Below are 11,299 nucleotides of genomic sequence, written 5' to 3' on the forward strand. Positions count from 1 at the left end.
GCAGTCTTTTAATTTGTTAGAATAATCCTACCGCTTGTCCATCTTCCGAAACGTCCATATTTAAAGCAGCTGGCTTTTTAGGTAATCCTGGCATCGTCATAATATCTCCTGTTAGACAAACAAGAAATCCAGCACCGAGCTTCGGAATAATTTCTCGAACTGTAATTGTAAAGTCGGTTGGGCGGCCTAATAATTTTGGTTGATCGGACAATGAGTACTGTGTTTTCGCCATACAAATTGGAAGAGCGTCCCAACCGTATGCAGTTATTTGATCAATTTGTTTTTTAGCAGCATCAGTAAAAACAACATCTTTTCCACCATACACCTGCTGTACAATTGTTCGTACTTTTTGTTCAATCGTATCTGAAAGACTATACAAAGGAGCAAAGCTTTTGGGCTTTTCTAGTTCTGTTAAAACTAATTTTGCAAGGTCAACTCCCCCTGCTCCTCCTTTTTCCCAAACTTCGGTTAAAGCAATGGCGATGTTTCTTTCTTCACACCATTCTAATAACGCTTTTGTTTCAGCTGATGTATCAGCAGAAAATTTGTTTAAAGCAACGACAGGCTCAATACCAAATGCTCGAATTGTTTCTATATGCTTTTCTAAATTTTTTGTTCCTTCTAGTAGCGCATTTACATCTTCTTCCTTGAGCAAATCTTTTGGTGTTCCACCTTGCATTTTAAGCGCTCGAATTGTTGCCACAATGACAACAGCATCAGGTGCAAACTTCCCTTGTCGTGATTTAATATGCATAAATTTTTCAGCACCTAAATCTGCTCCAAATCCTGCTTCTGTTACGACTACATCTGCTAGGTTCATCGCTGTTTTTGTAGCAATAATAGAGTTGCATCCATGAGCAATATTCGCAAATGGTCCGCCATGTATAATTGCGGGTGTTCCTTCAATTGTTTGTACTAAGTTTGGCTTGATTGCTTCCTTTAATAATAAAGTAAGTGCACCTTCCACTCCTAAAGCACGCACAGTAATTGGTTCTTTTGCATATGTATAACCGATAACGATTTGCGCTAATCGTTCCTTCAAATCTCCTAGATTCTTAGCCAAACAAAGAATCGCCATGATTTCAGATGCAACCGTAATATCAAAACCATCCTCGCGAGGAACTCCTTGCGTGGGTCCACCTAGACCAATCGTAATATGGCGAAGCGCACGATCGTTCATATCAAGCACTCGTTTCCAAATAATTCTTCTTGGATCGATTTGCAATTCATTTCCTTGGTGAATATGGTTATCAATCATTGCAGCTAAGGCATTATTTGCCGTAGTAATTGCATGCAAATCACCATTGAAATGTAGGTTTATTTCTTCCATTGGTAAAACTTGTGCATAGCCGCCGCCAGTTGCACCGCCTTTTATACCCATTACTGGTCCTAAAGAAGGTTCACGAAGCGCTACTACAACAGATTCACCTATTTTCTTGAATGCATCAGCTAATCCAACGGTTACAGTAGATTTTCCCTCTCCTGCAGCTGTCGGGCTTATCGCAGTTACAAGTACAACTTTACCTAGTTTCGTTTTAACGGCAATTTTTGTGGGGTCAATTTTAGCCTTATAGTTACCGTATTGCTCCAAGGCTTCTGCAGGAATTCCTATTTTATCCGATATTTGGCGAATTGGTTGCATTTTGGCATTTTTGGCTATACTCAAATCGGATAGTGGATCTACTTTAATATTCATCTGTATCCCAACCTTTTTTCTTTTATTATACGTCGAATTAGTGGGACAAAACAGTTAAAATTCGACATATTATTGACGATAGTTGTCATTTACTATATAGTATATTTATCCATTATCAGAATTTTTAATGGACCGAGGGAGGAACGTTTATGCAACAGGGGAAAGTGAAATGGTTTAATAATGAAAAAGGCTATGGATTTATCGAGTATAATGATGGAGAAGATGTATTTGTCCATTTTACAGGTATTCAAGGCGATGGATTTCGGGCACTCGAAGAAGGACAAGACGTTACGTTCGAAATTGTTGAAGGTAATCGAGGACCTCAAGCTGCAAACGTTATTAAAAATAGTTAGAAACGGTTCTTCCCGCGACAAATAGTCGTGGGTTTTTTTACTGAAGTTTTTCTCCCTTTTGCTTAATCTCTTCTCCAACTGTACAGCTATGAATGCAAAATTGGTGTGCGATGGTCTTACCTTTATCCTTTCTAAGTTGCGTACGCACAAAGCAACCATCACAATACTTTTGCATGATAAGGTCAATTTCATTTATTATTTGTGTATTTTTCATTTGTTTACACTCCTCGCTACCTTCGTAATTGTACTATTATGTTTCTTTTGTTTGCAAGTATGCTATAAGTAATTCAGACTATAAAAACAATATATTTTAAAGGGGATTGACATGTTAGAAGTTTATATCGATGGCTCAACTACTGGAAATCCAGGCCCAAGTGGAATCGGCATTTTCATAAAAGGAGAAGGACATCATTTACAATTTAGCGAGTTCATCGGGCAATACTCGAATCATACAACCGAATTTATCGCGCTACTTCGAGCACTAGAAGAAGCACAAAAATTGTCTCCTACAATTGTCTCTGTTCGAACGGATTCTCAAATCGTACTAGCTGCTGTTGAAAAACGTTATGCTAAAAATGCAGAATTTGCAGCTATATTAGAAAAAATTTTAACGATTAGCGATACCTTTGATTTATTTTTCATTAAATGGATTCCTGATGATCAAAACAAAGCTGCTCATGCACTAGCAAGACAAGCCGTATTAAAACAACTGCCGAAAAGTTAATCGGCAGTTGTTTTGTATGCATTTTCAATAGTGTCTTTTGTGCGGTTCATAAAGTTCACCACTACTTCATCCCTACCAAATAACTGAAAGAGACTGAGTAGTGGATTTTTAGGTTTATTTAGCGATGTGTAGATAAACTTAGTCGTTTTATTATCTACTCTTTGTAATTCATAGTCAATAGTCATCTGAAAGCGATCGTTTAATATAAAGCTTTCCTGAATCATTTTATAATCCGATTCGTCAGCATACTTCCGAATTGTTATGTCATATTGTTCCGTCAATGAACCGATTTGATACGTTTGATGAATAACAGTTCCAACTACTTGCTCCGTACTTTCTAAAATTTCCTCTCCTACTACTTTGGGAAAAATCAGTTTCTTTTTTTCCAAATCGCCATAAAAAAACGGCCAAGCAAACTCAATCGGAACTTTTAGTTCCACTTCTTTTTCCACTTTTTCATTTATTCTGCTCCTAAAACTTCCATAGTATTGTTAAATTATAGCATGAACAAAAGCTGATCGGGATACTGATCGTAAAAAGTTCTAGAAGATATGCACTGCTTAGTATGCATAATCCTTAAACATCGACATACTCTAAGATATCCACTCACGATAAACGTGAAATTTATTACAAATCAAAAAAACAGACTCCCCGAAGAGAGTCTGTTAAAGTTTAGGTTTAAAATTAAGCTTTTACTACGTTAGTAGCTTGAAGACCACGTTGGCCTTGCTCGATTTCAAAAGTTACTTCTTGACCTTCGTCAAGAGATTTGAAACCTTCGCTTTGGATAGCTGAGAAGTGTACGAATACGTCGTCTCCGCCTTCGCGCTCGATGAATCCGAATCCTTTTTCTGAGTTAAACCATTTTACTTTACCTTGTTCCATGTTTGTTTCCTCCTCGTGTGCAATTTGACGCACACATTTTGTTACTATCCTTGCTCAACACTGTTAAGTAAAAGTGTTGCCACCTACTAACTAACCGAACAAAAATAATCCTCTTTAAATATAGCACGCTCTTTCCAATAATGCAACAGATATACATAATTCTTTTTAATTATTTTCCAATAATGCACCAATCGCTCCGCTATAACCGTGTTTTTCCAGAAAAATCGGTTTTTTCTCTTTTAAAATGGTATAAGATTCAATTATTTTTTGGAGTAATTCATTTCCTTCTAATGTGGAACCAATATAAATAATATCTTCTACTTGGTGAGCGTCTGCTGCTTGAATACATAGTGTAGCAACTACTTCACCAATAACCCCCTGCACTCCAGCTAACAAGTCTGTGCTGTCTCTTGTATCGTCTGTCTTTAATGCTACCCCGCCAAAATTACTTGCGGTTAAAGAACCTTTTAGAGGCAGTTTATTGTTTTGATATATGTCACTCACTAAAATATCTACAGAAGATCTATTTCCTAATATAGATTGTTCGATTATATCTTTGTAGTTTTGAATACCAGTTAAAGCGGAGCCTAAGCCTAGAAGGGTTCCTCCTCCTACGCCGGTTCCTCCGATGCGACTATGTGTTTCTCCTTGCATAATATGTATAGAAGTTCCTGTTCCTATATTCGCAATAATTGCGGCTTCACTATTTATAACTTCCTCTTTTAGTTGATGCATAACTCCATTCATCGTAGCATCGAATTCTACTATGTAAGGGATTTCATTAACCGAAGAAAGATATTCTTTTAGCTGTGCCGCGCGACCACCAGTGAGGCAGATAGAAGCTAACGAGTGGTTTGTCTCAAGCCATTCCTTTACTGCTTTAAAGTCGGATGAAGGAAAACTTTGAAAGGACATTTCTTTTTTTTCATCCCAATAAGCTATTTTCGTCAACGTTCCACCTGCATCAATACCTATTCTAGTAGCCATACTAATTCCCCTTTTATATTGAGAGACTTATTTAATCCAAGACCCTACGATTGGATAGTTAAACTTGTCTCCATTAATCGCTTTAATTATTCCGATTATTGGAACAACAAATGCCATTATACCAAAAATAATGACCATCGGGATACCAATTAAAAAAATAATTAGGAATACAGAGACCGTGATTAAAAAGTACATCACAAGCTGAAATAACACCGCTTGTATGGAAAGCTTTTTAACCTCTTCATCATCTACAACCAAGTACAAAATAAACGGAACTAGAAATGGAGCAAACCAAGTACTTGCATGTAGCAGAACTTTTAATCCAGTATTTTGCATGCAAAATCGAACTCCTTTCTTTTTTTTCCTTATTTACGACAGAAAGCGACAAAAGGTTTCATTTTTATCTTTTAAAAACAATTTCACCGTTCACGATTGTTTGTAACACTTTGGACGTAGTAAATGTCTCTTTTGTTAACGCTTGATCTACAATTGTAAAATCAGCATCATAGCCACTCATAATTTTCCCACGCACATGCTCCATTCCAATTGCCTTTGCACTTCCGGTGGTAAATAACGAAATCGCTTCAAAAGCAGTCAGTTCTTGATGTGGTAAGTATATATTATTAGCAGCCGCATCCATCCCAAGTAACGGATCAGCAAGCTCGATTGGTGAGTCAGATCCTCCTGAGCAATCAAAGCCCTTTTCAACTAACGTTTTCCAAGCGTATGCCCAAGTTAAACGTTCTTTACCTAAACGATCGACTACCCAAGGGAAATCGGATGGTACAAACATTGGTTGAATATCTAACACTACCGGTAATTGAGCCATTCTGCTTACTAGCTCTTCTGAAAGTACATTCACATGAATAAGTCTATCTTTTTTACCGACTGGCGCAGGATATTTTTCGATTAGATTTAATATAATCTCAACTGCTTTATCGCCAATGACATGTACTGCAATATTTTCATCATATTTCCTTGCTAGCTTTACGAGACCCTCTAATATTGCCTGATCATGTACAGCAACTCCTTTAACCCCAGGAGAATCTGAATAATCTTCTGATAGTAATGCTGTATGTCCTCCAAGTGACCCATCAATAAATATTTTCATCGCACCAAATTCTATAAATTCTGTTGGTTCTTCTCCTTGCATTTGCTCAAACACTTCGTGGTGTCGAAGCAAATGCGTTCGAAAACTGGAACCTATTGTACGACGATACGCTTCTAGTGGGACAGTATATGGACCATAATAGGCCATGTCTTCTGTGTGCACTCCTGTCAATCCTTTTGCCTGTAAGTCGGTGACACTTGCTTTAATGACTTCTTCTAAGTACTCCGTTTTTACAGCTGGAATATGAGAGGTAATCAATTGTTGGGCTTCATCATAAAATAGTCCATTTAAATTGCCGTGCTCATCTTTTCCGATAATACCGCCAATAGGGTTTGGTGTGTCCTTTGTAACTCCTGCTAACTCCATCGCTTTCCAATTTGCAACTAGCACGTGTCTACAGATTCTTTTCAAGACGACAGGAGTTTCTTTCATTTCATCTAAATCATTGCAAGTGATTGGACGACCTTCTACTAATTTGTTATCATTCCAACCTTCCGCAACATACCAATCTCCTTTTTTCACATGTTCAGCTACTGTTGACACGATTGTTTGAATAGAAGTAAACATAGATAAATCTAAATAAGCCAGTTTTTCTCCATGACCAATCAAATGAATATGACTGTCCACAAAACCAGGATACATGGTAGCCCCTTGTAATGAATGAACTTGATCAGCTAGATGTACTAATTGGTCTTTCTGTCCTGTCTGAACAATCTTCCCATTCTCCACCAATACCGCTTCTACTGTTTCTCCTTCTGCATTCATCGTAAAAATAAGTCCATCTGTCCAAAGTGTTTTCATTTTTTAGGCTCCTTTTTATTTGCGATTAAGTCATCCACTAATAGTTCTGCTGCCTTTCGATATGCATTGCTCATATTGGCAAGAGAGTTGATAAACAATAAGTGTTTCAAGTCTTCTGCAATATCAAATTGATCGATTTCCTTTTCATGTGCTTTCATTTCTGCTAAGAAACTTTGCGCATTGCTTTGTTGCAAGGCGACTGAATAAGAATAAAAATCTTCTAAATTGAAATTCTCACTTATTATTTTTTCATTGATTGGATTCATGGTGGTCTTTATATCATTAATAGAGAGTGCACCCTTCAATTGATATATTAAACTAATTAACATTAGATGCTGCTTGGAATATTTCTTGTTTTTAATCGGGACAAATAATTTTCCTTTTGCATAGTTATTAATCATCGTCTTGGTTAAGACCTTTTCCTCATCGTTTCGTAAAGTTGGACCAAATTTCGAATCAAATAATTGAATAACCTGATCCATATAAAGATCGATATCTGGTATTTCTTCCGCATGAATGGTAGCGTCAAGCCCCAGTCTATTGACGAGTTCATCTGATTTGTTCATGTAAATTCCTCCGATGCTAGCTTGTTATTATCGTATCTTAAAAATAGTTTTCAGTAAACATTGACTATTCATTAGTATGGGTATATCATATTAAGTAGTTATTAAAACTACATAATGTTATGGAGGTATTCTAATGGAGAAGTACATAAGAGAACCATTTAACGGATTATCGCATCTTTTTGGAGCAATACTTGGTGTTTTTGCTTTAATCGCAATGATTATAAAAGGTATTGCACTAGAAGCATCAGGTTTAACGATTACTGCACTTGTTCTATTTGGAGTGAGCATGATATTGTTGTACGCTGCGTCGGCCACCTATCATATGGTTATCGCTAAGGATCATGTAATTCATCAGTTACGACGATTGGATCATTCGATGATCTATTTATTGATAGCAGGAACCTATGCCCCATTTTGTTTAATCGCTTTAAAAGGTACTACTGGTTATACGTTATTTAGTATTATCTCCATAATGGCGGTTAGCGGGATATTATTTAAGATGATATGGTTCAATTGTCCAAGATGGATTTCTACTGTTTTATATATTGGAATGGGATGGATTATTGTCATTTTGGCTTCTCCACTAGCGGGAGTACTTGGGACACAAGGGCTCTTTTTTCTACTATTAGGGGGAATATTTTATACGATCGGTGGAGTTATTTACGGTATCAAGCCTAATATCCCCTTTATCAAAAAGTTAGGATTCCATGAGATTTTTCATATTTTCATCTTACTCGGGACAATAAGTCATTTTATCTGTGTATTTGTCTATGTGATTTAGCATAAAAGCGGAAAACGCCCTTTTGCACAAGCAAAGGGCGTTTTTGATTATTTTTTCGTATAAACGGTAATAATTGGCTCTAGTTGTAATTCTACATTTCCTTGTATTGCACGGCTGATCATGCAAGACGTTTCTGCTTTTTTTGCTAGTTTCTCAGTCATTGCCAAGTCCTTTTCATGTTCAATAACTATTACTGGACGATGAATAATTTTTTTATATGTAAAAACACCATTTGTGACATCTACCACTGCAGTTGACTCCATATCTAGTGCATGCTTCATAATTTTACTACGTTCAAGCATTGCCGCAAGCGTTATAATATAACAAGTAGCAGCTGCTCCTAGTAACATTTCGTCCGGATTTGTCCCAATTCCAGGACCGTCCATTTCTACCGGTATCGACACTTTTGTATGTAAGTGTTCTGCCTGAATTTCTCCTACATCATTACGATTGCCTGGCCAATTTGCTTTTAAATGGAAATAATGTTCAGCCACTTCTATCATTCCTTTCTTGTATTTATTCAGTAGTTGGAAAAACATACGATTTCCAGTATGATTAGTAAAGAGAAAGAAGGGATCCCTCTTGCTAAAAAGTCACAATAAAATTGCTGGTATTATGATTGTTTCATCGATGTTTTTACTTATTTTAGGTGTAAGATACATACTAGGTCAAGATTTAGTTATCATGAACTTCGTCGCTTTTGCTGCATTTTCGGTTGCTGTTGGGGTAATAGCAGCTGCCTTGTTAATGTATAAATTACATAAAGGATTTTATATTTTTACGCTAGGTCTTGTCATTGGATTCTTTGAATTATTTCGTTCTTTTCTTGTTGGAGCAGAAGAATTTGGTGATCTAGTTGGAATTCTTTCGTTATTTATCTTTACTTCCTTTGGTTTAGTAATAGGACTGATTGTAGAGGGTATTTTGTATATTATAAAGAAGAACAAGTGAAAAAGAAGTTTTTCCGCCATATTAGCGAGAAAAACTTCTTTTTTAAGGAGAAATAATGGTTCTATTTCTTCCTTCGGATTTAGCTATATATAACGCCTCATCAACTCGATTAAAGAGTTCATTCATGCTTTCTTTGTTTGCTTTATACTCTCCAACACCAGCAGATATCGTTATCTTTCTATTTTGTGAAAAGATGCTAGCTTCTATTTCTTTACGTAGTTTTTCTGCTAGATTATACGTGTCTTTCAAAGAGCCATTAGGTGAGATAATTACAAATTCTTCTCCACCCAGTCGAATACAAACATCCTTTTCTGAAACAACAGACATCATCTTGGTCGCTAAAAAATGTAATGTCTCATCCCCTGTTTGATGGCCGTATTCATCATTAACGCGTTTAAAATGATCGATATCAATGCTAATAATAGAAAAAGGTGTGTGTTGTTCCAATAAGTCAGCAAAGTACAATGCTGAATATCTTCTGTTTCTCAATCCAGTAAGTGGATCCGTTAATGACTGATGCTTAAAGTTCGCAACTTCTTCCTCTTGCAGCTTTCGATAATTGGCAATTGTTTCAGTCAGTTGTTTTGCTTCAAAATACCAGGTAGAAACTTTTCCACTGTCCCCAGGTACACCTTCTAAGCGGGCATTCATCGTTGATAGCGCCAAGTTTTTCAAAGGTGAAGCAAGTTTTTCCGATAATAAATAAGCTAATACGAAAAAAAGAATAACAAATGGTAATGAGTAAAAAAACATTTTCGTAATGATTCCATTTATAGGTTGTAGACTACTCTCATAAGGAGTTTGTGAAACAACGCCCCACTTACTTTCAGGTATATATGAATAGCCAGCCAATACATGTTCACCTAGTGTATTATATATTTCTAGTGCACCATTTTTTCGATTCAATAAACTTTGAACCACCTTATTCTCCCGAACGCTTTCTCCAATTCTTACTATGTTAGGATGATAGATTAATGTTCCCTCTTCATCCACTACGAAAACATAGGAACCATCTTGACTAAAATGTTCCGCTAAAATGCTTTGAATGAAATTATCTTCTTGCAAATAAATCGAACCATTTAACATCCCCAGGTATGTACCCGAATCATCAAATAATGGTGTGGACACAAGTATTAATAGCCGCCCTGTTACAGCTTTATAAGGCTTTGTAATAATTTTTTCTTTTTTACGCAGAGCTTCTTCCACTCCCGGGGAGTCTATTTTCTCACCCGCAATACCTATGTTCGGAGAGGTTGCTATCGCGATTTTATCACTTCCAATTACAGAAAGTGAATTAAAGTTTTTACCGCTTATTAGTAATTGGTTTAAAATTTTAGTTAATTCTTCAGGGTTATCGATATGACCAATTACATCAGGTTTTCTCGCTTCAAGATTCGCTTCCATTGCTTTAAAAACTTCTTGAGACAATTTCCCTAGTTTCAGTGCATACATTTCATTTTGCTCTAATGATTTTTCGATCAAACTTTTTTTCGTTACTAGATAACTAGAAAAAAGGGAACTACTTAAAATGGCTATCATTGTAAAAGTAGTCAGTGTAAGTATCCAAAATTTAAGTGTTTTGTTCATTTTATTTTCCCCTTTAAAAAGCATTCCAAATCATTATAGCATTTGAACTACAGTTTTCCCTTCACGATTGATACTTTTACAATTAAAAATTTTAAAAACAGGAAATATTACACATACAATAATGATGCGTCCTTGTTTCAGTTTCTTTCTTTAGATAAACTGGTTGCTTTCGCACTAATCTATTTGCTTACCAGCTAGAATTGGTTGCTCTTAATAACTGATTGATTGCTTTTAGACATTTATTGGATGATCAAACGTCGAAATAGTTCACCATTTAGTGATTCTAAAGTTTGCCGCTATCCCAAAAAGCATACGCCCGATTGTATTTTCGGCTCTAACAGGATATGTCTCTAGCAACATTTTGTTAGAATTCCAACTTAGCAATACAACATATAATTAGACTGAGCGCACCTCTCCTCGCTCTACATACTAATTCCAGCTGTTTAAAAAAGTTGATCTTAATCTTGTTGATGAAAAAAGATCTCCCTAATAAAAATTATCCAATATCTTAAACAAGCATAAAGATGTAGGTGCTCGATATGTAATGAAAGTAAATATTAACATAAGTGTGTCGCACATCATAAGGAAACTGCGCGGTAAAGAGATACGGCAAAGGGAATTGATTTCCGCTCCAGGCGGACGCTTACCGCGGGGCGGGCGGTGAGCCCGCAGGTGTCGCCGCCTTGCGCTTCCATCAATAGAACTTGCTGACTAATCCATAATTAAATGCAAAAAGCTCTTTAATTTATTTACCACTGTCCAGCTGTTTCTTATTTAAAATCATTTTATGTACAGTATAAATTATAGGGAAGGTTGCTATTAGCTATTCAAGTAATTGGTCCCAACAATAGATAACA

At 36.3% G+C, this 11,299-nt stretch carries 14 protein-coding genes; 4 read left to right on the forward strand and 10 right to left on the reverse strand.

Annotated elements, in window-relative coordinates:
* Positions 1 to 16 precede the first annotated feature (16 nt).
* The gene (locus tag OR571_RS18535) at positions 17 to 1,696 is read right to left on the reverse strand and encodes a formate--tetrahydrofolate ligase (protein ID WP_282244969.1); all 1,680 of its coding nucleotides are present in this window, start codon (positions 1,694 to 1,696) and stop codon (positions 17 to 19) included.
* 149 nt (positions 1,697 to 1,845) lie between these two features.
* Here OR571_RS18535 and OR571_RS18540 point away from each other — a divergent pair, with 149 nt between their 5' ends.
* Complete coding sequence (locus tag OR571_RS18540) at positions 1,846 to 2,049, forward strand: cold-shock protein (RefSeq protein ID WP_142537077.1); 204 nt, start codon at positions 1,846 to 1,848, stop codon at positions 2,047 to 2,049.
* Between the two features lie 37 nt (positions 2,050 to 2,086).
* Here OR571_RS18540 and OR571_RS18545 read toward each other — a convergent pair whose 3' ends face one another.
* Complete coding sequence (locus OR571_RS18545; protein WP_282244984.1) at positions 2,087 to 2,263, reverse strand: zinc-finger domain-containing protein; 177 nt, start codon at positions 2,261 to 2,263, stop codon at positions 2,087 to 2,089.
* A gap of 111 nt (positions 2,264 to 2,374) precedes the next feature.
* Between OR571_RS18545 and OR571_RS18550 the strand changes: the two genes are divergently transcribed.
* Positions 2,375 to 2,773, forward strand: coding sequence for a reverse transcriptase-like protein (locus tag OR571_RS18550; RefSeq protein WP_282244987.1), 399 nt, complete (start codon positions 2,375 to 2,377; stop codon positions 2,771 to 2,773).
* On the opposite strand, the gene OR571_RS18555 is transcribed toward OR571_RS18550, so the two are convergent.
* From OR571_RS18555 to OR571_RS18580, 6 genes are all read right to left on the reverse strand, one after another.
* Positions 2,770 to 3,213, reverse strand: a complete 444-nt coding sequence (locus tag OR571_RS18555; RefSeq protein WP_282244989.1) for an SRPBCC family protein — start codon at positions 3,211 to 3,213, stop codon at positions 2,770 to 2,772. The two genes, OR571_RS18550 and OR571_RS18555, sit on opposite strands and share 4 nt — an antisense overlap.
* Positions 3,214 to 3,457: 244 nt before the next feature.
* Positions 3,458 to 3,658, reverse strand: coding sequence for a cold-shock protein (locus OR571_RS18560; protein ID WP_053589685.1), 201 nt, complete (start codon positions 3,656 to 3,658; stop codon positions 3,458 to 3,460).
* A gap of 165 nt (positions 3,659 to 3,823) precedes the next feature.
* Positions 3,824 to 4,645, reverse strand: coding sequence for a type II pantothenate kinase (coaW, locus tag OR571_RS18565; RefSeq protein ID WP_282244998.1), 822 nt, complete (start codon positions 4,643 to 4,645; stop codon positions 3,824 to 3,826).
* Between the two features lie 27 nt (positions 4,646 to 4,672).
* Positions 4,673 to 4,981 carry a DUF4870 domain-containing protein gene (locus OR571_RS18570; protein ID WP_282245001.1) on the reverse strand — a complete coding sequence of 103 codons (309 nt, stop codon included), beginning with the start codon at positions 4,979 to 4,981 and terminating at the stop codon, positions 4,673 to 4,675.
* A gap of 64 nt (positions 4,982 to 5,045) precedes the next feature.
* On the reverse strand, positions 5,046 to 6,557 hold the full coding sequence (locus tag OR571_RS18575) for an amidohydrolase (RefSeq protein ID WP_282245005.1): 1,512 nt from the start codon (positions 6,555 to 6,557) through the stop codon (positions 5,046 to 5,048).
* Entirely contained in the window at positions 6,554 to 7,123 is a 570-nt protein-coding gene (locus OR571_RS18580; protein WP_282245006.1) for a DUF1836 domain-containing protein, read from the reverse strand. Before OR571_RS18580 ends, OR571_RS18575 begins: the two co-directional genes overlap by 4 nt.
* A 133-nt stretch (positions 7,124 to 7,256) precedes the next feature.
* Between OR571_RS18580 and trhA the strand changes: the two genes are divergently transcribed.
* Positions 7,257 to 7,904 carry a PAQR family membrane homeostasis protein TrhA gene (trhA, locus tag OR571_RS18585; RefSeq protein ID WP_282245007.1) on the forward strand — a complete coding sequence of 216 codons (648 nt, stop codon included), beginning with the start codon at positions 7,257 to 7,259 and terminating at the stop codon, positions 7,902 to 7,904.
* A 47-nt stretch (positions 7,905 to 7,951) separates the two neighbouring features.
* Here the strand turns inward: trhA and OR571_RS18590 are convergent, their stop codons facing one another.
* A complete protein-coding gene (locus OR571_RS18590; RefSeq protein ID WP_282245008.1) occupies positions 7,952 to 8,398 on the reverse strand; it encodes an OsmC family protein in 447 nt (148 codons plus the stop codon).
* Positions 8,399 to 8,486: 88 nt separating this feature from the next.
* Here OR571_RS18590 and OR571_RS18595 point away from each other — a divergent pair, with 88 nt between their 5' ends.
* Positions 8,487 to 8,855, forward strand: a complete 369-nt coding sequence (locus tag OR571_RS18595; RefSeq protein ID WP_282245009.1) for a hypothetical protein — start codon at positions 8,487 to 8,489, stop codon at positions 8,853 to 8,855.
* A 42-nt stretch (positions 8,856 to 8,897) separates the two neighbouring features.
* Here the strand turns inward: OR571_RS18595 and OR571_RS18600 are convergent, their stop codons facing one another.
* Positions 8,898 to 10,442 carry a sensor domain-containing diguanylate cyclase gene (locus OR571_RS18600; protein WP_282245010.1) on the reverse strand — a complete coding sequence of 515 codons (1,545 nt, stop codon included), beginning with the start codon at positions 10,440 to 10,442 and terminating at the stop codon, positions 8,898 to 8,900.
* Between the last annotated feature and the right edge of the window lie 857 nt (positions 10,443 to 11,299).

Origin of the sequence: Psychrobacillus sp. NEAU-3TGS (assembly GCF_029955155.1) — a bacterium.
Classification (GTDB): domain Bacteria; phylum Bacillota; class Bacilli; order Bacillales_A; family Planococcaceae; genus Psychrobacillus.

Excerpts from the sequence above, each read along its gene's own strand:
- OR571_RS18550 (WP_282244987.1), top strand. The coding sequence starts at position 2,375 with ATGTTAGAAGTTTATATCGATGGCTCAACTACTGGAAATCCAGGCCCA.
- OR571_RS18600 (WP_282245010.1), bottom strand. The coding sequence starts at position 10,442 with ATGAACAAAACACTTAAATTTTGGATACTTACACTGACTACTTTTACA.
- OR571_RS18560 (WP_053589685.1), bottom strand. The coding sequence starts at position 3,658 with ATGGAACAAGGTAAAGTAAAATGGTTTAACTCAGAAAAAGGATTCGGA.
- OR571_RS18575 (WP_282245005.1), bottom strand. The coding sequence starts at position 6,557 with ATGAAAACACTTTGGACAGATGGACTTATTTTTACGATGAATGCAGAA.
- coaW (WP_282244998.1), bottom strand. The coding sequence starts at position 4,645 with ATGGCTACTAGAATAGGTATTGATGCAGGTGGAACGTTGACGAAAATA.
- OR571_RS18540 (WP_142537077.1), top strand. The coding sequence starts at position 1,846 with ATGCAACAGGGGAAAGTGAAATGGTTTAATAATGAAAAAGGCTATGGA.
- OR571_RS18580 (WP_282245006.1), bottom strand. The coding sequence starts at position 7,123 with ATGAACAAATCAGATGAACTCGTCAATAGACTGGGGCTTGACGCTACC.
- OR571_RS18570 (WP_282245001.1), bottom strand. The coding sequence starts at position 4,981 with ATGCAAAATACTGGATTAAAAGTTCTGCTACATGCAAGTACTTGGTTT.
- OR571_RS18545 (WP_282244984.1), bottom strand. The coding sequence starts at position 2,263 with ATGAAAAATACACAAATAATAAATGAAATTGACCTTATCATGCAAAAG.
- trhA (WP_282245007.1), top strand. The coding sequence starts at position 7,257 with ATGGAGAAGTACATAAGAGAACCATTTAACGGATTATCGCATCTTTTT.
- OR571_RS18535 (WP_282244969.1), bottom strand. The coding sequence starts at position 1,696 with ATGAATATTAAAGTAGATCCACTATCCGATTTGAGTATAGCCAAAAAT.